The sequence below is a fragment of the Klebsiella sp. CN_Kp106 genome (genome assembly GCF_040064575.1).
Lineage (GTDB): Bacteria > Pseudomonadota > Gammaproteobacteria > Enterobacterales > Enterobacteriaceae > Klebsiella > Klebsiella michiganensis.
On the sequence record NZ_JBEAIG010000045.1, the window covers coordinates 115,254 to 138,848 of the forward strand.

A 23,595-nucleotide genomic window follows, 5' to 3' on the forward strand; every position below is an offset into this window, starting at 1 on the left:
ATGGAAACCCGAGGCAAGGTCCTGATACTTGGCGCAACCGGCGGAATCGGTGGTGAAACGGCGCGCCGGCTCATTCAGAAAAAATGGGACGTTCGTGCACTAAAACGAGGACTTCATGGCAGTGAACGACGTGGTGACATCCAGTGGGTAGGGGGCGACGCTCTCGACCCGGAGCAGGTCGCCGCTGCGGCAGCAGACTGTAGCGCGATCGTTCACGCCGTCAATCCGCCCGGCTACAGAAACTGGAAGCATCTGGTGCTGCCTATGCTGCGCAACACGATTGGCGCAGCAGAACGAACCGGCGCCTTGATCGTGCTTCCCGGGACCGTTTACAACTATGGACCTGACGCTTTTCCGCTATTACGGGAAGACGCTCAGCAGACGCCGGTCACCAGGAAGGGAGCTATCAGGGTACAAATGGAGAAAGAACTGGCGGCCTATTCGCAGCGTGGCGGGCGGGTATTGATCGTCCGCGCGGGGGATTTTTTTGGTCCACGCGCCGGTAATAACTGGTTTTCTCAAGGTCTGATTAAGCCCGGCAAGCTGCCTGGCGTCATTACCAATCCAGCTTCGTTTGCAACCGGTCACCAGTGGGCTTACTTACCTGATGTCGCGGAAACGATAGCTGCGCTGCTGGCACGACGCGAGGAGCTTGAGCCCTTTGCACGTTTTCATATGCAAGGTCACTGGGATGCCGACGGCAGCGAAATGGTCAGCGCGATTCAACGCACAGCGGCACGCTATGGCGGCATGGCCAAAATACAATCATTTCCGTGGTGGTTGATGTACCTGGCAGCACCTTTCAACGCAACCTTACGCGAACTTCTGGAGATGCGGTACCTGTGGCGCCAGCCGGTTCGCCTGGACAATACGAAACTGGTGAATTTTTTAGGTGCCGAGCCTCACACTCCTCTTGATGAGGCTGTCCATGCGACATTACAGGGCCTGGGCTGTATTGATCATACCGAGATGCCTCGTATAACAATATAGAGACGCTCCAGGGTCGCATCTGGCACGAGGCGGACAGGCTAACTGGGCTAAAGGTCCGCTATGAGCGAGGAGCGGACGTACAGGAAACCATTACCCCCATTGTCGACTTCCCACTCACCGTTCCAGTTCAGTCATCGCCAACTCGGCAACTTTTATTGTTGTTGAAACAGTATCGTTACTTGAGAGGGACCAGGCGGTTGAAAGACCACACCATGCAATTATCCATTTGAGCAGGCGTTCTCTGTCCAGGTCAGCCATTCTGGTGACGATGCTTAGACGCTGTTTAAATGTCTCCGGTACAGCCGCAACAGGAGGTACTGGATTACCAAGATCCGGATTAGTAAAAATATTAGCAAAGTCGAATCCCCGTTCACCTATTAGCCCTTTGGGGTCAATGGCAAGCCAGCCAGATGTTTCAAAATCAAGCACATTTCCGTGATGTAAATCGCCATGCAATACGACCACATCTCGAGGAGAAGAAAGCAATTCCTCTGAAATTTCTGCGCAACGTGTCAGGATACCGCCATATTTCAAGGCTGCTGGTTTTAGAGGATTAAACCATTCATGTAAAGGCGTAAGCTGGGGAAACGGTCTTTTTGCGCATGAATGAAGTTGGTTCGCAGTCATACACAAAATATGACAGGCTACGTCATCCTTATCTCCACGGGACATTGCTGATAAAGAGGAGGAACCTGTGGCTCTTGAGAGAAGAATTGCTTCATTTTCATGTGCAATCACCTGTGCCGCACCATTCCCTTCCCACCATGCCATTAGTGCATTACCGGCTTGTTCATCAAGGTCATCCGTAACTTTTAGCATGGCTTTAATACCATGTGCTGCTGTTTTGACCGGATACAACTGTGATGTATGAGTTATAAATGGAGTGCCATCAGGAATGAGGTTCCAGCGACTTAGCCAGGGTTTTAACTTGAACGTATCCATAAAGCTTTCTTTGAAATCCTTACAATCAAAGTGGTAAACAGGTATGCATTCAGGCATTTTACCCCATAGGTGAAGCGCTTTCCTGCATGCTGTCTTCTGGTAAGACAATGTCCGCTCCTGGCACGCAGCAGACGGCCATCGGACGCGCAATCCGCCATGGACGAGGAGCGGACTTTCCATTTTGCAGATACTCAAAAGCGGTGTCCCGCAATCAGCGATTACCAACCTTAAAGCGACGCCTCGGCCAGTAATGCGGCCTGTACCGCAGGACGGGCATTGATCGTTTCCCTGTACGCCAATAGCGCAGGCCAGCGCTCCAGTGAGATTGAGAAGAATTTACACCAGCCCAGCACAGTGAAAAGGTAGGCATCAGCCACGCTGAAGGATGGGCCAGTCAGATAGGTTTTTTCGTTGAGAGTCGCCTGAAGGAAATCGAACTGTCGGAACAGCTTCTCACGAAAAATCGCTCTGACCTCTTCGGGCAGCGCGGGATTGAACAACGGTGCCGAGCCAGCGTGTATTTCACTGGTGATAAAGTTAAGCCATTCCTGCAGACGCACCCGAGCCCAGCTGTTCGCACGCGGCGCCAGGCCGTGTTCTGGTTTTAGATCGGCGAGGTACTGCACGATGGCCGGGCCCTCAGTGAGTATCTGACCATCATCGAGCTCAAGGGCCGCGACATAACCTTTAGGGTTAATGGCGCGGAAGTCGCGACCATCAGTGGTGATCTTGCTTCTGTTGTTGACTCTAACCAGTTCAAACTCAAGTTGCAGTTCGCGCAGCACAATGTGCGGCGATAACGAACAGGTATCCGGGGCGTAATAGAGTTTCATTTTGTCTCCGTTAAAGGTGAAAAGCCGTCGGGGGACGTCCTGAATCCACTGTATTTGACGCGTAATGCGCTGTAAAATTAATGATAAAGAAACCAACTATTAGCTGAGCTACTGATAATCATGATGAACCTTTTACATTGGCGCTTACTGGTGGCGGTGGCGGATGCCGGCAACATCTCGCGCGCCGCAGAGGAGATAGGAATGACTCAGTCCGGCGCCAGCCAGGCAATCGCCCAGCTAGAGTCTTCACTGGGATTTTCGGTATTTATACGTGAGCGACGATATATCGGCGTGACCGCGCTGGGCGGGCAGGTTGTTGAACACGCAAGAAACATGCTTTCGCAGCTGAATGCCATCCGCGAACTGGCCGATGAGAGCCGGGGTTTAAATCGCGGGCGCATTCGCCTGGCCAGCTTTCCATCAGTGACGTCCACCTTGTTGCCTGGACTGCTGCGGGACTTTAAGCGCCTGCATCCGGGTATTGACGTCGTCATCCTGGAAGGCTCGGACGAGGAGGTCGAGGAGTGGCTGGCCGCAGATACCGTTGAGCTGGGGGTAATCATGAATCCCGAACCCGGCCGTGCTGACGTTGTATTAGGGCAGGATGCATGGGTAGCGGTACTGCCAGCCACTCATCGGCTGGCACATCATGCCAGGACGTGTGGCATAACGCTAAAGGCGCTGGCAGACCAGCCCTTTATTCTGGCGACAGGCGGATGCGCCGTTAATGGCAAAAGCCTGATGGAAAAGGCGGGTCTGCAACTTGTTGATATACGCGTGACGGTACGCGACTGGATTAGCGCCTGTAAGCTGGTCGCGGAAGGGATGGGCGTCGCCATTGTGCCTGAATCAGCCCTGCCAGAGGCGTTGCGCAATCTGTGCGTGGTGCCAGTGACGCCTGCCATACACCGTGAGTTTCGGCTGGTCTGTTCGTCATCCGGAACGTCTTCCGGCGCAACACAGGCGCTACTTAACGCGCTACGTAAACGAGGATGAGCGGGCACGCGGCGAACCGGATCGTCAGCGATAAGTGACAAACCGGCTTATTGTTTATATCGGCGCAGGCTGGAGGCGGGATGCCGAAGGAGGGCTGATTCGGGGCGTATTGGGCGGCGCACCAGCTCTCCCCCACAGTTCGGGCACCGGCCTTGCAGCCGCTGAGTCACGCAGTCAACGCAAAAGGTGCATTCGAATGAACAGATGTACGCGCTTGTTGATTCTGGCGGCAGATCGTTATCACAGCATTCACAATTAGGGCGAAGTTCAAGCATGGTGATCTCCTGCTATTAAATAAAGGGGCGTCATGAGCGCGCGAGGGGCATCTGCCTGTCCCGTATTCGAACCGCTGCGCTTAATCTGCACGAGATGAGCATGATCGACAGGTCGAAAAAAAGCAAGAGATTGAGTGGCTTATCAGTACCAACCGCTTCTGGCGCTGGTGGTTGGGGGAAAAGACCGCTGAGCCTGTGCAGCGCGAGAAGAGGACGTTAATAGAGGAATAAAAACATCGCCAGATTTGCCCGTGGCGGCTACAGTTAAAATTATTTAACTGGTATGACCACATGGGCGGATATCTTTTATGAACCTGATAACAATCCCTGTAAAGCAGGGGGGTGTTCTGGCTGCCACAGTATGGGAGAGAAGCGATGCTAAAGCGCTGGTGATCCTCCATCCTGCCACCGCGGTATCACAGGCGTTTTACAAGGACTTCGCTGAGTATCTTTACGCAATGGGATTCAATGTTCTGACCTACGACTATCGGGGGATAGGTCATTCCAGGTCAGGCACGCTACAACACTGTCATGTCTCTATGTCCGACTGGATCGAGCAGGATGTCGGCTGCGTTACCGCCTGGGCAAAGCTGCGTTTCCCCAGTCTTCTGCTGATGGCGGTAGGGCACAGCGTTGGCGGGCACGCTATTCTGCTTTCGACGGCCACCCGGTCGCTGCATGCGGCGGTTCTTGTTGCTTCGCACGCTGGCGTCACCCGCACAATTCAACAAACGCAGGAAAAGCTCAGAGTCTGGTTTTTATTACGTATTCTGGCGCCGGTTCTGTGTCGTACCTTTGGCTATATGCCTGCCAGACGCCTCGGGCTGGGGGAAGATTTACCCGCGCCCGTCATGCTGCAATGGGGGCGCTGGAGTGCCATGCCCGACTATTTTTATGACGATCGCGCCTGGGATGCGCGCCGACGGGCAAGCGAAGTCACGTTACCCCTTCTGGTACTCGGTTTTAATGACGATCCCTGGGCTAATTCTGCAGCGATTACGCGCCTGTTGGCGCCGGTGGAAAACGCAAAAATTTAACGCCGCGAGATCCGGCACGCGGATTATGGTATTCCGGCGGTCGGCCACATGGGCTTTTTTCGTACCCGATGTGCGGAAAAAATATGGCCTGAAGTCGGTCGCTGGCTGGCAAGCCAGTGTCAACCCCAGGGATAATGTCTTTCCGGCTATTTTTCTTATAGTCGAAGAGATTAACAGGGCATGCTATGCCGTAACCGTCGGTGCTCAGGTTTCAAAGCGGCAACAGGCGCATCCGGGGAAATAGTTCATCGCGACTCAGAGAGATATCATGTCTGTTCAAAAAAGGGCAAAGAGGATGCACTAAGATGCTGGCTTATATCACTATAGGTACAAATGACTTTCAGCGCTCCGTGGACTTTTATGAGGCTATTTTTAAAGTTCTTGGCTACTCACGACTGCCAGCCTGGACAGAAAGCTGGGCAATGTGGGGGGATGAAAATAACCCACATGAGGTATTCAACTTCTGTATTTGTCCTCCTTTTGACCGGCATCCCGCAACGGCGGGAAACGGGACAATGTTCGCATTCCGTGCAGACAGCGCTGACCTTGTCAGGCGGTTTCATGCAGCAGGCCTCCTTGCGGGAGGGGAGAATGAAGGCGAGCCAGGGACACGAACCGCATACGGCCCCGACTTTTATGTTGCCTATCTGCGCGATCCTGACGGGCATAAGCTGGCATGCGTTTGTCAGCATTATTCTCCTGAAGCAGATAAGTTCGTAGATGAAGAATAGTGGCTTCACTTATCACATTTTAGGGTTTTGAGCGTTTATAACGCTTAGCGGTGAAAGGCGGCATTTCCGGCAAAGACACTCAATATCGTCTTCGGCTTGCACAGTCCGCTCCCGGCACAAAGCGGACCATCTGAAGCGTCGCGAGGTCTGCTATGAGCGAGAGGCGGACACTGGGTTTACTATTTCGGTAAAACTTACCGGGCAGATTTCGAGACTACACCAGACCCGCTAAACAACATGCGGATACCAAGGCCTATCATGACAACGCCTGTAAATCGTTCCTGCCATTTGATAAAGCCTGGGTGTTTACGTAGCCAGTTTCCAAATGTCCCTGATGCCATTGCGACTGACCCCAGGGAAACAATTCCTGCCAGCTTTTGGATACTCCCCAGAACAAGCAATTGCAGCCAGACAGGACCCGCGGCGGGATCGATAAACTGAGGAAGAAAAGCAAACATGAACAGCAGGGATTTTGGGTTCGTCAGGCTGTTCAGGGCACCTTCCTTAACCGCATTCCAGTCAGAAATTATTGCGGTTTTTCGCAGCCGAGTATCTGTGCCTGAAGTCGCTATCATTTTTATGCCCAGCCACATCAGATAAGCCGCACCAGCCCACCTTAGCAGATCCAGCGCAACTGGCCAGGCATGCACAACGGTCACCAGCCCAAGAACAAGAAAAGAAACTTGCACAAAACCTGCGACAAAGACATTGCCCAGAACCGTAAGCAGTGCAATACGTCTTCCCTGACCGACTCCTCTGGCGATGGTCAGCATCATGTCTGGCCCCGGAGAAATTTCCAGAAGCGTCAGCGCGAGAAGGAAAGTCATAAACGTTTCGATGGAAGGCATCGTGGTTGAGTCCGGAAAAAAATTTCTGCTACGTTACCTCAGACTGATTCGAGCCGAAAGTGGAAGATACTGCAACGTCCGCCTACGGCACGAAACGGACAAGTGCAAAGGTCCGCTATGAGCGAGAAGCGGACATAGATAGGGCTAAAGATTTGTGCATGATGCATTAAGGATGATTTATTCTCTGTATTAGAACCTGTAGAGCGTTTTAGCATCATTGGTCGTTCAATCAGCCATATATGAACTGGCTTGCTGACATCGTCAGATTACCTGTAACCGGCCGACAGTCACCTTTATTTGTTAACAGACACAGTTAAAAATCTCGACCTGAACCAGGACCAGCCGCTAACAGTTTATGCTTTGAGCATATAGAGACATGATTGCACTGCCTGACCGTTCGATGTGGTTACCTCTACAGGAACCCGTTCATACTCAGAACCTTCGAACTCATCGAGTAGGTGCCAGTAATTATGTAAATTCTCTGACTTGAAAAGAAAACCCGGTACACGATGACCTGAGTCATCCAGTACAATTCCCGGATAACCCATCTCTGCACCCCAGCCTTTCTCTAATAAAGAACCCCCAACGTGGCCTTCCTGCCATGTTCCCCCGATATTTTCAAGAATATGAGCATTAGGCCGGCCAGGTCCGAGTGTCCCGTAAACAAATAAACTTTCCATTATTCCTCCAGGTATCGCTATGAAAATAATAATGTTCTTTTGTTAATTTTGATTTTTGGACTCTGGCCTGACAAATCATTTGTTCTCACAACACGCGTGAATTATTATCACGCGTATGATGTTCGATCGCCTTCCCCCATTGCAAACTCTGCGCGCTTTTGAAGCCACAGCCCGCCTCTCAAGCATGACGCTGGCGGCAGCGGAGTTGCACGTTACGCATGGCGCGATAAGCCGGCAAATCCGGAAGCTCGAAGAGCATCTGGGGTTAAAGCTATTTTTCAGGCTGACGCGGCAGATAATTCTGACGGAGCAAGGGGCTGAATTTCACCAACTGGTTACCCGTCTTTTGAGTGATTTAATGCGGGAGTCCGAGCGTCTGCGAGGAAGAAACCTGATAAAAAGTTTACGAATAAGTACAACGGTTTCATTTGCCAGTAAGTGGTTAGCACCGCGTTTAAGCCGGTTCAGGCAGAGATATCCTGAATTTGAAATTGAGCTGGATGTTACTGACGTTAATGTGGATCTTAATGATGGTCAGGTAGATGCTGCCATTCGTTACGGCCTTGGCAATTATCGAGATGTTTCGTCTGAACGTATGTTCGATGAAACAGTCACTCCTGTCTGTAGCCCAGATTTTCTTGAGAAACATAATGGTCTGACAGAGATTAAGGGACTTTTAAATTGCGTTCTTCTGCATGAGTACAGAATGCAGGCGAACTGGAAGGCATGGTTTGAGATGGCCGGAGAAAAAAATTTTAGCTGCCAGCAGGGTCCCTTATGGACTCTTGGCAGCATGGCGACTGAGGCGGCTATACGTGGCGAAGGCGTTGCTCTGGGACGCAGCGTTCTGATTGCAGATGATGTCGCTGCTGGAAGGCTTGTTGTTCCGTTTCCACAGTTCAAACTTAAGGCTGAGCGGGGGTACGATTTAGTCTACCGTTCAGATAATCAGGACTCTTTTAAAATAAGCATTCTAAGACAATGGCTCGCTGAAGAATTGAGCTCGTTGAAAGATTGAATGGCTGTCTAAAAAAATCCGCTTTTGGCACAACGCTGTCTACCGCACATTTCACTTAATCAGCAGGGGATGCGCCGCTGAAACCGCTGTCTGGTAAATCTATAATCACCAGGGTGCCAAAGCTGCCTGCTTCTACCGTATGAGGAATTCCCGCTTTGGCTATATAAAGCTGGCCGGGCGCGACGGAAATTTTTTTCTCCTGCACGCTCAGTTCCAGACGTCCGTCTATAACCAGTAATCCCTCGTCATATTCATGTACCTCCTCAGCGACAGAGTGGGCATCCATGCGCAGGACTTTGAGATTCGTTGCCCCAACGCGGCCTAAGATCCGGGAGCGCCAGGACGCCGGCAATGCCTGCGCTTCGGTTCTGAGATCGTAAAGCGACATAAAGCCATTCTCATTGATATTCGTTGCCTGCTTTTATGCCATATAAGTTAATCGCCGACATCTAACATATATGGCAAAAGAAGTTGAAAAACAGGCTATACCGGTCCTGCTGCCCGCTGCATGTGCATTGACCGCGGATAAATAAAAACGGCCCCATCGCTGAGGCCGTGACGTGCCTATTGTTTCTTCTCGCCCAGCGTCGGCGTCTCGTCAAAGAAGTTCCACGGTTTCAGCAGCGCGTGCGCCCACTCGGTCGGCATAATCGGCCACTCCTCGGCGCGGGCCACGTGGGTGGTGCCGGTGGTGATCCACACCACGTCATCATGGTTGTCCAGCGACTCGTCATCTTTCGCGTACTGGCCGAGGCCGGTGTCGTGAATCGAACGGTTAGGGTACTTGCCTTCCGGGAAGCGCTCGGTGGGATGATAGCGGGTGACCCACAGCTGCTTATCCATAAAGCTCAGACGATGGTAAATCCACTCATCAGGCGCGAATTTTGCCCCGGTGGCGACCGGATGCGTGCCGCCCGCGTAGGGGATAATCTGATACGACACCGGGTTACCCATCCGGTTTTCTTTCGTGGTATTGCTCAGCAGACGGATGGTGCCCGGGTCAAATTTCTGCGCCGCTTTCTGCTCGCTATCAATCGTGTACTGATTGATCTGCATAGTGCTGGTACGCGGACCGCCGGCGGTATTCGGCTTCACTTCCGGGTCCATGGCTACCAGCGTGTTGTTCTCGCCGTCAACGTCAAGATCCAGGCGGAAGTTGTAAATATGCTGGTGGGTGGTGCCGACAATATTATGGTCGATCAGCGTGCCGTAGCGGGTGTCCTCTTTGGCGCTCGGATCGTGCATGGTCTTCGCCTGCACGCCTTTCACCGCTTCGATGCCGGTCGCCCCGGCATCAATGCCGATGGTGCCGTTTTCGTGGAATACCCAGTCAAAAATATAGTCGTAGTTGCCGACGGTGCTGATCCAGCGCACCACCAGCTCGCGGCGCTCGGTACTGACGTTCGGCTTGCCCATCTCCTGATGCTTATACTCCGGCCCGGCGTAGCGTTCGAAGATGGCGATTGCGCGCGGGATGGTCGTGGGCGTGCCGGTATAGTCGGCGATGGTTTCATCCAGCAGGACCGCGTTAGACGGCGCGTCTTTACCGCGGACGATAGGTGAGGTCAGGGTGCCCATACCGTAGTCGCCGGAATCGAGATAGGCCTTAAAGTACCAGCCCACGTCCGGGTCGCCGTAGGGGACGATCATCCCGCCCAGCGAACCTTCATACATCACCTGACGTTTCTTGCCGTTATCGTTATATGTCACGGTGGAGAGAATCGGCCCAACGCGGGAGTTCATGCGCAGGTGGAAATCCCAGTTTTGCCAGTGGATCATATCGCCGGTAATGGTGTAGTTTTTGCCCTCTGGCTCAATGATATCCAGCGGTTTAACCTTTGGCGCAACGCGGTCGCGCCCGTCATAGGGGCGGGCTGCCATAGGTACCGGGATCGTCGGACCTTCTTCAATTTTAATAATCTTCTTCTGTTCGAGGTCGACTACCGCGACCAGGTTTTCAATCGGATGCGCCCAGTAGTTACCGTCGCCAACGTCAAGATAGCTGACCACTTTCAGCAGCCGCGCGTCCTGCTTGAGGCCATCTTTGCCGTCGAAGTAGCCGACGGTCAGCGGGGTGGTAATCACCTTGCTCGGGTCGTCGATGCCGTGCTTTTTTAACACTTCGGCAAATTCGCTGCTGGCGTTGATGATGTTCTGCACGCTGGCGAAATCATCCAGCAGCACCATGCCGTGGGCGTCTTTAATCGGCGTCCATGAAAGCACTTTTTTATTCTGTAAATCCACCACCGCCTCAATAACGTGTTTGCCGTCGAGCATGATCACGTCGGCAGCGCGCGGGGCGTTGACCGGCGTACCGTTGAGGGCAAAGTCCCACACCGCTTGTTTATCCGGCTCGCGCAGGGAGATCTCGGTGAATCGGGTATTGGGTTTGAAATCCGCCGCGGCTTTAACGATAGCGACCGCTGCGCTGATTTCCGCCGCTGACAGCGAGTTCAGCGGATGCGGGCGTTTTTCCACCTGGAAGGTCTGGTCAAGACCGGACTGAAACACGTCGTTGATAAAAGTGTCAGAAACCCACGCTTTGCCGTCTTTCATCACTACCGGCACCTGCAGCTCCAGGGTTTTACCATTGACGATGACCGTTTTCGCCCCCGGTTTTACCTTTACGTAAGCGCCGTCTTTAATCAGGGTAAACATCTGCGCGTAGTCATCCCACTGAACGTCCGCGCCAAAATCCTGAAGGGTTTTGTCCATCGGGACCATATGGGCTTCGCCACCGTGGGCGAACGCCGGGCTTTGCCAGGCGCAAAACAGAGCGACAGCCAACGCCAGAGCCGTTTTGCGGGGAGAAAGAATCGCCATTGAGACCTCACCTTTTTGTTGTGTTGTGCAGTGCCGCTGCGAATGTCGGCTTGTGTATCGTTAACCTAACAGCGGTCAGCGCCGAGGCGTTTGCCTGCTTTTGCCAGGTTGTTTGTCAGTTTTGCCAGTTACAAAAAATGCCTCCGCAGAGGCATGAAGATGGCGATAAAGATGGGCGAGTTTCTAATATTTACTCCGCAAAATCCCCCTGCTGGCGGGCCACCAGGGTCAGGATGGAGTAGAGCGCGACCGCCTGCTGGTGCTGGTTAAAAATCTCTACCGCCCACTCGACGACGCCGGTCGCTTTCTCCTCCGCGCTGCGCTGGCGTTTCACCGTTTTGCGTTTGCAGGTCAGGCGTACCTGGATGGTATCCCCTGGCTTCACCGGCTCGATAAAGCGCAGATTTTCCATTCCGTAGTTGGCGATCACCGGGCCGACCCCGGCGTCAACAAATAGCCCGGCAGCGGCGGAAATCAGGAAATAGCCGTGCACCACGCGCTCGCCGAAAATCGACTCCGCGGCGGCAATCTTATCCATATGAGCGTAAAAGTGATCGCCGCTCAGGCAGGCGAAGTTGACGATATCCGCCTCGGTCAGGGTGCGGCGCGGCGTCAGCAGGCTGTCGCCCGGCTGGATCTCCTCGAAATATTTACGGAACGGGTGAATGCGGTCTTCCACCACCTGCGCGCCGCGCACCCACTGCTGGCCAATGGCGGCGAGCATCGTCGGGCTGCCCTGAACCGCGGTGCGCTGCATATAGTGCTTCACCGCCCGCAGGCCGCCCAGCTCTTCGCCGCCGCCGGCGCGCCCCGGGCCGCCGTGTACCAGCTGCGGCAGCGGGGAGCCGTGGCCGGTGGACTCTGCGGAAGACTCTTCGTTCAGTATCTGAATACGCCCGTGGGCGCGGGCGGCGCCGAGAATAAACGCCCGCGCCAGTTCGCCGCTGGCGGTCACCAGGGTTCCGGCCAGGCTACCTTCGCCGGCCCGCGCCAGGGTCATGGCGTGCTCAACGTTCTGATACGGCATCAGGGTGGCGACGGGACCAAACGCTTCAATAGCGTGTACCGCCGGGGTCTCGTCCGGCTGCGGGCAGTACAGCAGCGTTGGCGGGAAGAAGGCGCCGGCGGCGCTGAAATCGGCCTGGCCGCCCAGCAGCACGTCACATCCAGCGGCCACCAGACGGTTGACGTTATCCTGCACGTCCTGACGCTGTTCGTGGTTCACCAACGCGCCCATCTTCACGCCTTCCTGCGCCGGGTCGCCGACCACCACTTTTTGCAGGCGCGCAATCAGCGCGTCGCTCACCGCTTTCACCTGCTCCTGCGGCACAATAATACGCCGGATGGCGGTGCACTTTTGCCCGGCCTTCGCCGTCATCTCTCGTACCACTTCGCGAATAAATAGCGCGAACTCCGGCTGCGCCGGCGTGACGTCGTCACCGAGTACGCAGCAGTTCAGCGAATCCGCTTCCATGGTGAAGGGAATGGACTTCGCGACCAGGTTGGGATGCACCCGCAGCTGCTGTCCGGTACGGGCCGAGCCGGTAAAGGTGACAACGTCCTGGCTATCGAGATGGTCGAGCAGATCGCCCGCGCCGCCGCAGATCAGGCTGATTGCCCCCTCCGGCACCAGCCCACTATCAACAATCATTTTGACCATCGCCTGCGTCAGCTGCGCGGTGGCGGTAGCCGGTTTGACGATGGCGGGCATACCGGCAAGCCAGGTGGGCGCCAGCTTTTCCAGCATGCCCCAGCAGGGGAAGTTAAAGGCGTTGATATGCACCGCCACGCCGGATTTTGACGTGAGCACGTGGCGGGCGGCGAAGCCTCCCTGTTTTGACAGCGGAATCAGCTCATCTTCCGGCCACAGGGTATCGTCCGGCAGCTCGCGGCTGCCGAGACCGGCGTAGGTGAAAAGGGTGCCAATGCCCCCTTCGATATCTACCCAGCTATCGGCGCGGGTGGCGCCGGTTTCGGCGGAGATCGCGTACAGCTCTGCCTTGTGCTCCAGCAAATATCTGGCGAGCGCCTTCAGCATCGCGCTGCGCTCAATAAAGCTCATCGCCCCCAGCGCTTTGCCGCCGCGCTCAATCGCGAAGCGTCGCGCCTGCGCCATATCCAGACCCGCGCTGGTGACTTCCCATAGCGCTTCGCCGCTGATGGCGTGATGGATGGTACGCGCGTGGCCCCGGCCGGTCTGCCACGCGCCGGACAAGTAGCTGGCTAACTGCTGCATGGTTCATCTCCAGATGTGTTACGTGAAATATCTATAAATAGTTCTTTGGTGAATCATAAAAATCAAGCTCGCATTTAATAATTTATTAACATTGTGATCGGTGATGATCTGCGTTATGCACTTAATATCCTGTTAATAAGGGGTTTTACAAAAGCTTTTGCGGTCGTTATCACAAAAAGGACAAACAAAATTTGTGGTTTTATTTAACCCGAATGTAACTTTTATAAAACAAAGTGATTCGAAAATTATTTTTAATCGAATTTATTGGAATCATAAAGGTGATGACGTGACAGAAGAACAACGCTTTGACCGGCGCATCGCGCAGGAGACGGCCATCGAACCGCAGGACTGGATGCCGGAAGCCTACCGCAAAACGCTGATCCGCCAGATTGGTCAGCACGCGCACTCGGAAATCGTCGGCATGCTGCCGGAAGGCAACTGGATCACTCGCGCGCCGACCCTTAGGCGCAAAGCGATTCTGCTGGCGAAAGTGCAGGATGAAGCCGGGCATGGCCTGTACCTCTACAGCGCGGCGGAAACCCTCGGCTGCGCCCGCGAAGACCTGTATCAGAAGATGCTCGACGGCAAGATGAAGTACTCCTCCATTTTTAACTACCCGACCCTGAGCTGGGCGGATATCGGCGTGATTGGCTGGCTGGTGGACGGCGCGGCCATCGTCAATCAGGTGGCGCTGTGCCGCACCTCCTACGGACCCTACGCCCGGGCAATGGTCAAGATCTGCAAAGAGGAGAGCTTTCACCAGCGCCAGGGGTTTGAAGCCTGCATGGCGCTGGCGCAGGGCAGCGACGCGCAGCGGCAGATGCTGCAGGACGCCATCAACCGTTTCTGGTGGCCGGCGCTGATGATGTTCGGCCCGGGTGACGATAACTCGCCAAACAGCGCCCGCAGCATGGCGTGGAAAATCAAGCTCCACTCGAACGACGAACTGCGCCAGCGCTTTGTCGATAACACCATTCCGCAGGTGGAAATCCTCGGCATGACCGTACCCGACCCGGATTTGCGGCTGGATGAAACCAGCGGCCACTACCGCTTTGGCGCCATCGACTGGCACGAATTTAACGAAGTGATTGCCGGACGCGGGATCTGCAACCACGAACGCCTGGGCGCTAAACGCAAGGCATGGGAAGAGGGCGCGTGGGTGCGGGAAGCCGCGCTGGCGCATGCGCAAAAACAGCAGGCTCGCGACGCCGCGTAAGGAGAATGAAGATGAGCAAAAACTACTGGCCGTTATATGAAGTGTTCGTTCGCAGCAAACAGGGACTGTCGCACCGCCACGTCGGCAGTCTGCACGCCGCCGATGACCAGATGGCGCTGGAAAACGCCCGCGATGCCTATACCCGCCGCAGCGAAGGCTGTTCGATTTGGGTGGTGAAGGCCAGCGAAATCGTCGCCTCGCAGCCCGAAGAGCGCGGCGCATTTTTCGACCCGGCGGAGAGCAAAGTCTATCGTCATCCCACCTTCTACACCGTGCCCGACGGCATGGAACATATGTGAGGCGACGATGAAAAACGACAACCCCGTTGCCGCTTATGCCCTGCGCCTCGGCGATAACGGCCTGGTGCTGGCCCAGCGTCTGGGCGAGTGGTGCGGCCATGCGCCGGAGCTGGAGATCGATCTGGCGCTGGCCAATATCGGCCTCGACCTGCTGGGGCAGGCGCGCCATTTCCTCAGCTACGCCGCCGAACTGACCGGCAGCGGCGATGAAGATACCCTGGCCTTTGGCCGCGACGAGCGCCAGTTTTGCAATTTACTGCTGGTGGAGCAGCCAAACGGCAACTTCGCCGACACCCTCGCTCGCCAGTTTTTCATCGATGTCTGGCACGTGGCGCTGTTCGGCCGCCTGGTCGGCAGTCGCGATGCGCAGCTTGCCGCCATCGCCGCCAGGGCGCTGAAAGAGGTGCGCTACCACCAGCGCTTTAGCCGCGGCTGGCTGGAGCGCCTGGGCAACGGCACGGCGCTTTCCGCCCAGAGAATGCAGAGCGCGGTGGATAACCTGTGGCGCTTTACCGGCGAGCTGTTCCAGGCCGATGAGCTGGAAATTGAGCTGAGTGCGCAGGGCATCGCCGTCGACCCCCGCGAACTGCAGGCCGAATGGCAGAACGCGGTGCACACGGCGCTGATCGACGCCGGTTTGCAGATCCCGCAAGAAGCGGCTTTCCGCAGCGGCGGTAAGCAGGGGCTGCACAGCGAACATCTCGGGCCGCTGCTGGCGGAGATGCAGTATTTACAGCGCGCCTATCCCGGCCAGCAGTGGTAGCAGGAGGGGATTATGCAACGTCTGGTTGATATCGCGCCCCCGGAGGTCCACGCCGTCTGGGATCTGTTAGGCGCCATTCCCGATCCGGAAGTGCCGGTGCTGACCATTACCGACCTCGGCCTGGTGCGCAGCGTGGAGCGCCGCGGCGATGGCTGGGTGATTGGCTTCACGCCAACCTATTCGGGCTGCCCGGCCACCGAACATCTACTGGGAGAAATCCGCGCGGCAATGACGGAAAACGGCTACGCGCCGGTGCATATCGTGCTGCAGCTTGACCCGCCGTGGACCACCGACTGGATGGGGCCGGACGCGCGTGAACGCCTGCGCCAGTACGGCATCAGTCCGCCGCAGGGCCATGCCTGCCATGCCCACATGCCGGAGGACGTGGTCTGCCCGCGCTGCGGCAGCCGCCACACCTCGCTGATTAGCGAATTCGGTTCCACGGCCTGCAAAGCGCTGTATCGCTGCGACAGCTGCCGGGAACCCTTTGATTACTTTAAATGTATTTGAGGTTGCGATGACGACATTTCATTCGCTTACCGTGGCGAAAGTGGAGCCGGAAACCCGCGATGCGGTCACCATCACCTTTGCCATTCCCGACGCGCTGCGTAATGCATACGCCTTCCGTCCGGGCCAGCATCTGACCCTGAAAGCGCGCCTTGGCGGGGAAGAGCTCAGGCGCTGCTACTCCATTTGCCGCAGCCGCTCGCCGGGTGAAATCAGCGTGGCGGTGAAGGCCATCGACGGCGGGCGCTTCTCGCGCTATGCCCAGAGCGACATTCAGCAAGGCATGGCGCTGGACGTGATGGTGCCGCAGGGACATTTCGGCTACCAGCCGCAGGCCGGGCGTTGCGCTGACTACCTGGCGATTGCCGCCGGCTCCGGCATTACGCCGATGATGGCGATTATCGACGCCACCCTCGCCACCGAAGTCGACAGCCGCTTCACGCTGGTTTACGGCAACCGCAGCAGCCACAGCATGATGTTCCGTCAGGCGCTGGCCGACCTGAAAGACCGCTATCCGCAGCGTCTGCAGGTGGTACACCTGTTCAGCCAGGAGTCGATGGACAGCGATCTGCTGCAGGGGCGCATCAACGGCGACAAGCTGCGCGAACTGGCCGCCCATCTGCTGGACTTCAGCCGCTTCGAGCACGCCTTTATCTGCGGCCCGGCGGCGATGATGGATGAAGCGGAGATCGCCCTGCGCGAGCTGGGCGTACCGGAGGACGCGATTCATCTGGAACGTTTTAATACCCCGGACAGCCGCGCCAGGCGGGCTACCGGCGTCCAGGCGGAGGGCCGCGCGGTCACGATTCGTCAGGACGGCCGCGACCGAATCATTGCCCTGAGCGCGGAGGATGACAGCATTCTTGACGCCGCGCTGCGCCAGGGGGCGGACCTGCCGTTTGCCTGCAAGGGGGGCGTCTGCGCCACCTGTAAATGCAAAGTGCTGCGCGGCGAGGTGGCGATGGCCGCTAACTACAGCCTTGAAGCCGACGAACTGGCGGCGGGCTACGTGCTGAGCTGTCAGGCGCTGCCCACCAGCGACGATGTGGTTGTCGACTTTGACGCGCGGGGGATGGCATGAGCGAACTGTTCATTGCTCGTCACGCGCGCGTACTGCAGCTGACGCTAAATCGCCCGCAGGCGCGCAACGCTTTGAATAACGCGCTGCTGACGCAGATCGCCGACGTGCTCGACGCGGCGGCGCTGGACCCGTCGGTCGGCGTCTGCGTCATCAGCGGTAACGAACGCTTCTTTGCCGCAGGGGCTGACCTGAACGAAATGGCGGAAAAAGATCTGCCCGCCACGCTCGATGATATTCGCCCGCGGCTGTGGGCGCGTATCGACGCCTTCAGTAAACCGCTGATCGCTTCGGTTAACGGCTATGCCCTCGGCGCCGGATGCGAGCTGGCGCTGCTCTGCGATCTGATTGTCGCCGGCGATAACGCCCGCTTCGGCCTGCCGGAAATCACCCTCGGCATGATGCCGGGCGCGGGCGGGACCCAGCGCCTGATCCGCTCCGTCGGTAAGGCGCTGGCCAGCCGGATGGTCTTGAGCGGCGAAAGCATTGATGCCCATCAGGCGCAGCGGGCGGGGCTGGTATGCGAGGTTTATCCGCCAGCGCTCACCGATGAATACGCGCTCGGCCTGGCGGCAACCGTGGCTCGCCACTCGCCGCTGGCGCTGCGCGCGGCTAAGCAGGCTTTGCGGCTGTCGCAGGAGGTGAGCCTGCAGGCCGGGCTTCAGCAGGAGCGCCAGCTGTTTACTTTGCTGAGCGCGACCGAAGATCGCCGCGAAGGCATCGACGCCTTTTTACATAAACGTACTGCGGAATTTAAAGGACGCTAATCGTGGAAGCTTTCATTCTCAGCGAAGTGGAACAGGGCGTGATGACGATTACCCTTAATCGCCCGGACCGTCTGAACAGTTTTAACGACCTGATGCACCAGCAGCTGGCGGCGTGCCTGAAACAGGCCGAACGCGACGACAGCATACGCTGCCTGCTGGTGACCGGCGCGGGGCGCGGTTTTTGCGCCGGGCAGGATTTAAATGACCGTAACGTCGACCCCAGCGGGCCGGCTCCGGATCTCGGGCTCTCGGTTGAGCGTTTCTACAACCCCCTGGTGCGCCGTCTGGCGGCGCTGCCGAAACCGGTGATTTGCGCGGTGAACGGCGTCGCGGCGGGCGCGGGGGCTACGCTGGCGATGGGCTGCGATATCGTGCTGGCGGCGCGTTCAGCGAAGTTCGTTATGGCGTTCAGCAAGCTTGGTCTGGTGCCGGACTGCGGCGGCAGCTGGTTTCTGCCGCGCGTGGCGGGGCGCGCGCGCGCGATGGGGCTGGCGCTGCTGGGCGATAGCCTGAGCGCGGAGCAGGCGGCGCAGTGGGGGATGATCTGGCAGGTGGTGGATGACGCCGAGCTGAAAGACACCAGCCTGGCGCTGGCCCGGCACCTGGCCGCCCAGCCGACCTATGGCCTCGGGCTGATTAAAAACGCGCTGCGGCTGGCGGAAACCCAGACCCTGGACCAGCAGCTTGACCTGGAGCGCGACTACCAGCGCCTGGCCGGACGCAGCGCCGACTATCGCGAAGGCGTCAGCGCTTTTCTGGCGAAGCGTCCACCTCACTTCAGCGGGAAATAGCCGATGAGCACAACGTTACCTACCGTCGCGGTGATAGGCAGCGGCACCATGGGCGCCGGCATTGCCGAAGTGGCCGCCGCCGCCGGGCATCCGGTACTGATTTACGACATCGCCCCTGAGGCGGTGGTTCGCGCCATCGACGGGATTCGCCAGCGGCTGGCCTCCCGCGTCAGCCGCGGCAAGCTGGCGGCGGAAAAGGCCGGGGCGCTGCTGTCGCGTCTGGCACCGGCTGAGGATCTGAGCGCTTTAGCCCGTGCGGAGTTGGTTATTGAAGCCGCCTCCGAGCGCCTGGACGTGAAAAAAGCGCTGTTCAAACAGCTGGCCGAAATCTGCTCCCCGTCAGCGCTGCTGGTCAGCAACACGTCGTCGATATCGATCACCGCCATCGCCGCGGGAATAAAACACCCGGACCGGGTCGCCGGGCTGCACTTCTTTAACCCGGCCCCGGTAATGAAGCTGGTGGAAGTGGTCAGCGGCCTGGCCACCTCGGCGGAAGTCGTCGCACAGCTCTGCCAGCGGGTCAGCGACTGGGGAAAGCAGCCGGTTCGCTGCCGCTCAACGCCCGGCTTTATCGTCAACCGCGTGGCGCGGCCTTTTTATGCCGAAGCGTGGCGAGCGCTGGAGGAGCAGGTCGCCGCGCCGGAGGTGATTGACGCCGCCTTGCGCGACGGCGGCGGTTTTCCCATGGGGCCGCTGGCGCTGACCGACCTGATTGGCCAGGACGTCAACTTTGCGGTGACCTGTTCGGTATTTAACGCCTTCTGGCAGGACCGCCGCTATCTGCCGTCGCTGCTGCAGCAGGAGCTGGCGCTGGCCGGACGGCTGGGTAAAAAGAGCGGGCAGGGGGTCTACTGCTGGCCTGGCGAAGCGCAGCCTGAGCTGGCCTTGGCCGCCGTATCGGCAGAACGCGCAGCAAAGCGCATAAAACGTGACGTTGTCACCGATCTGGACGAGGTGCTGCTGCTGGAAACGACCGGTGAAACCGCCCTGGCGTTAAGCCTTCAGCACGGCCGCCCGGTGGTGGTCTACGACCATAGCGCAGGCGATACGGTGGTGCTGGCCAGCGCGGAAACCACCTCTCAGGCGGCGATCGATAAAGCGACTTTCTATTTTCAGCAGCAGGGCAAAAAGGTGCTGCAGATCGCCGACTATCCCGGCCTGCTGGTGTGGCGGACGGTGGCGATGCTGGTTAACGAAGCGCTGGACGCGCTGCAGAAGGGCGTCGCCAGCGCGGAGGATATCGATACCGCCATGCGTCTGGGCGTCAACTACCCGCGCGGCCCGCTGGCGTGGGGTGAATCACTTGGCTGGGGCCGGGTGCTGCGGCTGCTGGAAAACCTGCAGCAGCACTACGGCGAAGAGCGCTATCGCCCCTGTTCCCTGCTGCGCCAGAAGGCGCTGATGGAGAGACATCATGAGCAATGAAGCCTGGCACAACGCCCGCGCGATGTACGAGAACGATAACTGTGCGAAAGCGCTGGGAATTGAAATTATCGAGATGGACCAGGGCTACGCGCAGATGACCATGGCGATCACCCCGAACATGCTCAACGGCCACCATACCTGCCACGGCGGACAGCTGTTTTCGCTCGCCGATACCGCATTCGCCTACGCCTGCAACAGCCAGGGGCTGGCGGCGGTCGCGTCGGCGGCGAGCATCGATTTTCTGCGTCCGGCCTTTGTCGGCGAGCTGCTGACCGCGACGGCGAGAGTTAAGCATCAGGGCAAGCTGACCGGGGTCTATGACATAGAAATTGTTAACCAACAGCAAAAAGTTGTCGCTCTGTTCCGCGGTAAATCGCACCGCATCGGCGGCACAATCACAGGAGAAGTCTGATGCGCGACGCCTTTATTTGTGACGGGATCCGCACGCCGATTGGCCGCTACGGCGGGGCGCTGGCCAGCGTGCGCGCCGACGACCTCGCCGCCATCCCGCTGCGCGAACTGCTGAGCCGTAACCCGAAGTTCGATCCGGCATCGATTGATGATGTGATTCTCGGCTGCGCCAACCAGGCCGGCGAAGACAACCGCAACGTGGCCCATATGGCGACGCTGCTGGCGGGCTATCCGCACACCGTACCCGGCACCACCATTAACCGTCTGTGCGGCTCCGGTCTCGACGCTATCGGCTTCGCCGCACGCGCCATCAAAGCCGGAGAGGCGGATCTGATGATCGCCGGCGGCGTCGAGTCCATGTCGCGCGCACCGTTTGTGATGGCCAAAGCCAGCGCCCCCTGGCAGCGCCAGGCCGAGCTGTTTGATACCACCATCGGCTGGCGTTTTGTGAACCCGCTCATGCAGCAGCGATTTGGCACTGACAGCATGCCGGAAACGGCGGAGAATGTAGCTGAATTGTTAAATATCAGCCGCGCCGATCAGGACGCTTTCGCTTTCCGCAGCCAACAGCGGACGGCTCAGGCCCAGCGCGACGGCATTCTGGCGCAGGAGATCGTACCGGTAAACGTTGTCGACAGGAAAGGAGCGGTAAACGTCGTGCGCGACGACGAGCATCCGCGGGCGGACACCACCATTGAACAGCTTTCGCGGCTAAAAACGCCGTTCCGTCAGGGTGGCGTAGTGACCGCGGGTAATGCTTCCGGCGTCAACGACGGCGCCGCGGCGCTGATTATCGCCAGCTCGCAGCAGGCCATCGTCCAGGGGCTGACGCCGCGGGCGCGTATTGTGGCGATGGCGACGGCGGGCGTCGAGCCGAAGCTGATGGGGCTTGGACCGGTACCGGCGGTACGTAAAGCGCTGGAGCGCGCCGGGCTGAGTATAAACGATATGGATCTGATTGAGCTGAATGAAGCCTTCGCCGCCCAGGCGCTGGGCGTGCTCAGACAGCTGGGGCTGGAGGATGATGCCCCGCATGTTAACCCCAACGGCGGCACCATCGCCTTAGGCCATCCGTTGGGAATGAGCGGCGCCCGGCTGGCATTAAGCGCCAGCCTGGAGCTGCAGCGCCGCGGCGGGCGCTATGCGCTGTGTACGATGTGTATTGGCGTGGGTCAGGGCATTGCCATGATCCTTGAGCGAGTGTGAGCGAATCTACCTGCGAGTACCCTACAAAATGACAACGATAACTCAATTAGACCCGATTGAAACCGCATCGCGCGACGAGCTACAGGCCCTGCAAACCCAGCGTCTGAAGTGGACCCTTAAGCATGCGTATGAGAACGTGCCGATGTATCGCCGTAAATTTGACGCGGCGGGCATTCATCCTGACGATTTTCACGAACTGAGCGATCTGAGCAAGTTTCCCTGCACCACCAAGCAGGATCTGCGCGACAACTACCCCTTTGATACCTTTGCGGTGCCGATGGAGCAGGTGGTGCGTATCCACGCGTCTTCGGGCACCACCGGCAAACCGACGGTGGTGGGCTATACGCAAAACGATATTGATAACTGGGCCAATATTGTCGCCCGCTCCCTGCGCGCGGCGGGCGGGACGGCAAAAGACAAAATTCATGTCGCCTACGGCTATGGTCTGTTTACCGGCGGGCTGGGCGCCCACTACGGTGCGGAACGTTTAGGCGCGACGGTCATTCCCATGTCCGGCGGGCAGACTGAAAAACAGGCGCAGCTGATCCGCGATTTTAAGCCGGATATGATTATGGTGACGCCGTCCTACTGTCTGAACCTGATTGAAGAGCTGGAGCGCCAGATGGGCGGCGACGCCAGCGGCTGCTCCCTGCGGGTGGGCGTGTTCGGCGCGGAGCCGTGGACCCATGCGATGCGGGCGGAAATCGAACGTCGTCTGGGGATTTCGGCGCTGGATATCTATGGCCTGTCGGAGGTGATGGGGCCGGGGGTGGCGATGGAGTGTCTGGAAACCGCCGACGGTCCGACGATCTGGGAGGATCACTTCTACCCTGAAGTGGTGAATCCGGACACCGGTACGCCGCTGGCGGACGGCGAACACGGCGAGCTGCTGTTCACCACCCTGACCAAAGAAGCGCTGCCGGTGATCCGCTACCGCACCCGCGACCTGACGCGACTGCTGCCGGGCACCGCTCGCACCATGCGCCGGATGGATCGCATCAGCGGGCGCAGCGACGATATGCTGATTATCCGCGGCGTGAACGTCTTCCCGTCGCAGCTGGAAGAGGAGATCCTCAAGTTCGAACATCTGGCGCCGCACTATCAGCTGGAAGTTAACCGCCGGGGTCATCTTGATTCACTTTCGGTGCGCGTGGAGCTAAAAGAGAGCGGTCTGGCGCTGAACCACGAGCAGCGCTGTCAGATTTGCCACCAGCTGCGCCACCGGATCAAGTCGATGGTGGGGATTTCGACCGATATCAGCATTGTTAACTGCGGCAGCATTCCGCGCTCCGAGGGTAAGGCCTGCCGCGTGTTCGATCTGCGCAAGGTGGCCGCTAACGGATAACGCATTCTCCCGGAGGCGGCGCATTGCGCCTGTCCGGGCTACCCGATGCCGCAACTCCCGTAGCCTGGACAGTGGTAGCCCGGGTAAGGCGTTTACGCCGCGACCCGGTGAGTGTGCCGGGGCTGATGTATCCGCTCAGCTTCTTCCCGGCTCGCGCTGCGCTTAGCCGGGCTACGTATTCACCGTCGTCTGCGGGGCCGGTAGCCCGGGTAAGGCGTTTACGCCGCGACCCGGGGAGTGTGCCGGGGGTGATGTATCAGCTCAGCTTCTTCCCGGCTCGCGCTGCGCTTAGCCGGGCTACGTATTCACCGCCGTCTGCGGTCCGGTAGCCCGGGTAAGGCGTTTACGCCGCGACCCGGGGAGTGTGCCGGGGTTGAT

23 protein-coding genes and 1 pseudogene are annotated in these 23,595 nt (G+C 58.0%); 16 read left to right on the plus strand and 8 right to left on the minus strand.

All coding sequences use genetic code 11. The features are described 5' to 3' along the window. A complete protein-coding gene (locus tag ABLU96_RS12810) occupies positions 1-990 on the plus strand; it encodes an NAD-dependent epimerase/dehydratase family protein (RefSeq protein ID WP_064406360.1) in 990 nt (329 codons plus the stop codon). A gap of 114 nt (positions 991-1,104) precedes the next feature. Here the strand turns inward: ABLU96_RS12810 and ABLU96_RS12815 are convergent, their stop codons facing one another. After that, positions 1,105-1,932: an aminoglycoside phosphotransferase family protein gene (locus tag ABLU96_RS12815; RefSeq protein WP_049082513.1), complete on the minus strand. Its 828-nt coding sequence runs from the start codon at positions 1,930-1,932 to the stop codon at positions 1,105-1,107. Between the two features lie 227 nt (positions 1,933-2,159). Then, positions 2,160-2,765 carry a glutathione transferase GstA gene (gene gstA / locus ABLU96_RS12820; RefSeq protein ID WP_064407383.1) on the minus strand — a complete coding sequence of 202 codons (606 nt, stop codon included), beginning with the start codon at positions 2,763-2,765 and terminating at the stop codon, positions 2,160-2,162. Positions 2,766-2,885: 120 nt separating this feature from the next. On the opposite strand from gstA, the gene ABLU96_RS12825 reads away from it, so the two are divergent. Further along, on the plus strand, positions 2,886-3,761 hold the full coding sequence (locus tag ABLU96_RS12825) for a LysR family transcriptional regulator (RefSeq protein ID WP_048263567.1): 876 nt from the start codon (positions 2,886-2,888) through the stop codon (positions 3,759-3,761). A 47-nt stretch (positions 3,762-3,808) separates the two neighbouring features. Here the strand turns inward: ABLU96_RS12825 and ABLU96_RS12830 are convergent, their stop codons facing one another. Continuing rightward, positions 3,809-4,036 carry a DUF1272 domain-containing protein gene (locus tag ABLU96_RS12830; RefSeq protein ID WP_071846104.1) on the minus strand — a complete coding sequence of 76 codons (228 nt, stop codon included), beginning with the start codon at positions 4,034-4,036 and terminating at the stop codon, positions 3,809-3,811. 308 nt (positions 4,037-4,344) lie between these two features. Here ABLU96_RS12830 and ABLU96_RS12835 point away from each other — a divergent pair. Beyond that, a pseudogene (locus ABLU96_RS12835) lies at positions 4,345-5,208 on the plus strand (alpha/beta fold hydrolase). 170 nt (positions 5,209-5,378) lie between these two features. After that, entirely contained in the window at positions 5,379-5,804 is a 426-nt protein-coding gene (locus ABLU96_RS12840; protein ID WP_048263569.1) for a VOC family protein, read from the plus strand. 194 nt (positions 5,805-5,998) lie between these two features. Here ABLU96_RS12840 and ABLU96_RS12845 read toward each other — a convergent pair whose 3' ends face one another. Next, a complete protein-coding gene (locus tag ABLU96_RS12845; protein ID WP_046877265.1) occupies positions 5,999-6,652 on the minus strand; it encodes a LysE family translocator in 654 nt (217 codons plus the stop codon). Positions 6,653-7,005: 353 nt separating this feature from the next. Further along, positions 7,006-7,332 (minus strand): gamma-glutamylcyclotransferase family protein, encoded by a 327-nt coding sequence (locus ABLU96_RS12850; RefSeq protein WP_064358467.1) that lies wholly within the window; start codon positions 7,330-7,332, stop codon positions 7,006-7,008. A gap of 115 nt (positions 7,333-7,447) precedes the next feature. Here ABLU96_RS12850 and gcvA point away from each other — a divergent pair, with 115 nt between their 5' ends. Then, positions 7,448-8,350: a transcriptional regulator GcvA gene (gcvA, locus tag ABLU96_RS12855; RefSeq protein WP_224225651.1), complete on the plus strand. Its 903-nt coding sequence runs from the start codon at positions 7,448-7,450 to the stop codon at positions 8,348-8,350. A gap of 55 nt (positions 8,351-8,405) precedes the next feature. On the opposite strand, the gene ABLU96_RS12860 is transcribed toward gcvA, so the two are convergent. The 3 genes from ABLU96_RS12860 to paaZ form a co-directional block, all read right to left on the minus strand. After that, positions 8,406-8,738 (minus strand): cupin domain-containing protein, encoded by a 333-nt coding sequence (locus ABLU96_RS12860; RefSeq protein WP_046877267.1) that lies wholly within the window; start codon positions 8,736-8,738, stop codon positions 8,406-8,408. Positions 8,739-8,914: 176 nt separating this feature from the next. Further along, positions 8,915-11,173 (minus strand): primary-amine oxidase, encoded by a 2,259-nt coding sequence (gene tynA, locus ABLU96_RS12865; protein ID WP_064404799.1) that lies wholly within the window; start codon positions 11,171-11,173, stop codon positions 8,915-8,917. Between the two features lie 190 nt (positions 11,174-11,363). Further along, complete coding sequence (gene paaZ / locus ABLU96_RS12870; protein ID WP_064404801.1) at positions 11,364-13,409, minus strand: phenylacetic acid degradation bifunctional protein PaaZ; 2,046 nt, start codon at positions 13,407-13,409, stop codon at positions 11,364-11,366. A 286-nt stretch (positions 13,410-13,695) separates the two neighbouring features. Between paaZ and paaA the strand changes: the two genes are divergently transcribed. Genes paaA through paaK form a run of 11 tightly spaced genes read left to right on the plus strand, consistent with a single transcriptional unit; the run spans position 13,696 to position 23,217 of the window. After that, positions 13,696-14,625, plus strand: a complete 930-nt coding sequence (gene paaA / locus ABLU96_RS12875) for a 1,2-phenylacetyl-CoA epoxidase subunit PaaA (RefSeq protein WP_047725054.1) — start codon at positions 13,696-13,698, stop codon at positions 14,623-14,625. Positions 14,626-14,636: 11 nt separating this feature from the next. After that, positions 14,637-14,924, plus strand: a complete 288-nt coding sequence (paaB, locus tag ABLU96_RS12880) for a 1,2-phenylacetyl-CoA epoxidase subunit PaaB (RefSeq protein WP_004850493.1) — start codon at positions 14,637-14,639, stop codon at positions 14,922-14,924. Positions 14,925-14,931: 7 nt separating this feature from the next. Further along, positions 14,932-15,687, plus strand: coding sequence for a 1,2-phenylacetyl-CoA epoxidase subunit PaaC (paaC, locus tag ABLU96_RS12885; RefSeq protein WP_064404803.1), 756 nt, complete (start codon positions 14,932-14,934; stop codon positions 15,685-15,687). A gap of 12 nt (positions 15,688-15,699) precedes the next feature. After that, positions 15,700-16,197, plus strand: coding sequence for a 1,2-phenylacetyl-CoA epoxidase subunit PaaD (paaD, locus tag ABLU96_RS12890; RefSeq protein ID WP_004850498.1), 498 nt, complete (start codon positions 15,700-15,702; stop codon positions 16,195-16,197). Positions 16,198-16,204: 7 nt separating this feature from the next. Continuing rightward, the gene (gene paaE, locus ABLU96_RS12895) at positions 16,205-17,275 is read left to right on the plus strand and encodes a 1,2-phenylacetyl-CoA epoxidase subunit PaaE (protein WP_046877271.1); all 1,071 of its coding nucleotides are present in this window, start codon (positions 16,205-16,207) and stop codon (positions 17,273-17,275) included. Beyond that, complete coding sequence (gene paaF / locus ABLU96_RS12900) at positions 17,272-18,039, plus strand: 2,3-dehydroadipyl-CoA hydratase PaaF (protein ID WP_025107923.1); 768 nt, start codon at positions 17,272-17,274, stop codon at positions 18,037-18,039. Before paaE ends, paaF begins: the two co-directional genes overlap by 4 nt. A 2-nt stretch (positions 18,040-18,041) precedes the next feature. Continuing rightward, the gene (gene paaG, locus ABLU96_RS12905) at positions 18,042-18,830 is read left to right on the plus strand and encodes a 2-(1,2-epoxy-1,2-dihydrophenyl)acetyl-CoA isomerase PaaG (RefSeq protein WP_025107922.1); all 789 of its coding nucleotides are present in this window, start codon (positions 18,042-18,044) and stop codon (positions 18,828-18,830) included. 3 nt (positions 18,831-18,833) lie between these two features. After that, positions 18,834-20,255 (plus strand): 3-hydroxyacyl-CoA dehydrogenase, encoded by a 1,422-nt coding sequence (locus ABLU96_RS12910; protein ID WP_064407382.1) that lies wholly within the window; start codon positions 18,834-18,836, stop codon positions 20,253-20,255. After that, complete coding sequence (gene paaI, locus ABLU96_RS12915) at positions 20,245-20,667, plus strand: hydroxyphenylacetyl-CoA thioesterase PaaI (RefSeq protein ID WP_025107920.1); 423 nt, start codon at positions 20,245-20,247, stop codon at positions 20,665-20,667. Before ABLU96_RS12910 ends, paaI begins: the two co-directional genes overlap by 11 nt. Further along, complete coding sequence (gene pcaF, locus ABLU96_RS12920; RefSeq protein ID WP_064404807.1) at positions 20,667-21,872, plus strand: 3-oxoadipyl-CoA thiolase; 1,206 nt, start codon at positions 20,667-20,669, stop codon at positions 21,870-21,872. The genes paaI and pcaF overlap by 1 nt, the downstream gene beginning before the upstream one ends. 28 nt (positions 21,873-21,900) lie before the next feature. Beyond that, positions 21,901-23,217: a phenylacetate--CoA ligase PaaK gene (paaK, locus tag ABLU96_RS12925; protein WP_004850513.1), complete on the plus strand. Its 1,317-nt coding sequence runs from the start codon at positions 21,901-21,903 to the stop codon at positions 23,215-23,217. Positions 23,218-23,595 lie beyond the last annotated feature (378 nt).

Bases quoted from the DNA above. Each gene is read 5' to 3' on its own strand.
- ABLU96_RS12810 (WP_064406360.1), top strand. From the start codon at position 1: ATGGAAACCCGAGGCAAGGTCCTGATACTTGGCGCAACCGGCGGAATC.
- ABLU96_RS12815 (WP_049082513.1), bottom strand. From the start codon at position 1,932: ATGGATACGTTCAAGTTAAAACCCTGGCTAAGTCGCTGGAACCTCATT.
- gstA (WP_064407383.1), bottom strand. From the start codon at position 2,765: ATGAAACTCTATTACGCCCCGGATACCTGTTCGTTATCGCCGCACATT.
- ABLU96_RS12825 (WP_048263567.1), top strand. From the start codon at position 2,886: ATGATGAACCTTTTACATTGGCGCTTACTGGTGGCGGTGGCGGATGCC.
- ABLU96_RS12830 (WP_071846104.1), bottom strand. From the start codon at position 4,036: ATGCTTGAACTTCGCCCTAATTGTGAATGCTGTGATAACGATCTGCCG.
- ABLU96_RS12840 (WP_048263569.1), top strand. From the start codon at position 5,379: ATGCTGGCTTATATCACTATAGGTACAAATGACTTTCAGCGCTCCGTG.
- ABLU96_RS12845 (WP_046877265.1), bottom strand. From the start codon at position 6,652: ATGCCTTCCATCGAAACGTTTATGACTTTCCTTCTCGCGCTGACGCTT.
- ABLU96_RS12850 (WP_064358467.1), bottom strand. From the start codon at position 7,332: ATGGAAAGTTTATTTGTTTACGGGACACTCGGACCTGGCCGGCCTAAT.
- gcvA (WP_224225651.1), top strand. From the start codon at position 7,448: ATGATGTTCGATCGCCTTCCCCCATTGCAAACTCTGCGCGCTTTTGAA.
- ABLU96_RS12860 (WP_046877267.1), bottom strand. From the start codon at position 8,738: ATGTCGCTTTACGATCTCAGAACCGAAGCGCAGGCATTGCCGGCGTCC.
- tynA (WP_064404799.1), bottom strand. From the start codon at position 11,173: ATGGCGATTCTTTCTCCCCGCAAAACGGCTCTGGCGTTGGCTGTCGCT.
- paaZ (WP_064404801.1), bottom strand. From the start codon at position 13,409: ATGCAGCAGTTAGCCAGCTACTTGTCCGGCGCGTGGCAGACCGGCCGG.
- paaB (WP_004850493.1), top strand. From the start codon at position 14,637: ATGAGCAAAAACTACTGGCCGTTATATGAAGTGTTCGTTCGCAGCAAA.
- paaC (WP_064404803.1), top strand. From the start codon at position 14,932: ATGAAAAACGACAACCCCGTTGCCGCTTATGCCCTGCGCCTCGGCGAT.
- paaD (WP_004850498.1), top strand. From the start codon at position 15,700: ATGCAACGTCTGGTTGATATCGCGCCCCCGGAGGTCCACGCCGTCTGG.
- paaE (WP_046877271.1), top strand. From the start codon at position 16,205: ATGACGACATTTCATTCGCTTACCGTGGCGAAAGTGGAGCCGGAAACC.
- paaF (WP_025107923.1), top strand. From the start codon at position 17,272: ATGAGCGAACTGTTCATTGCTCGTCACGCGCGCGTACTGCAGCTGACG.
- ABLU96_RS12910 (WP_064407382.1), top strand. From the start codon at position 18,834: ATGAGCACAACGTTACCTACCGTCGCGGTGATAGGCAGCGGCACCATG.
- paaI (WP_025107920.1), top strand. From the start codon at position 20,245: ATGAGCAATGAAGCCTGGCACAACGCCCGCGCGATGTACGAGAACGAT.
- pcaF (WP_064404807.1), top strand. From the start codon at position 20,667: ATGCGCGACGCCTTTATTTGTGACGGGATCCGCACGCCGATTGGCCGC.
- paaK (WP_004850513.1), top strand. From the start codon at position 21,901: ATGACAACGATAACTCAATTAGACCCGATTGAAACCGCATCGCGCGAC.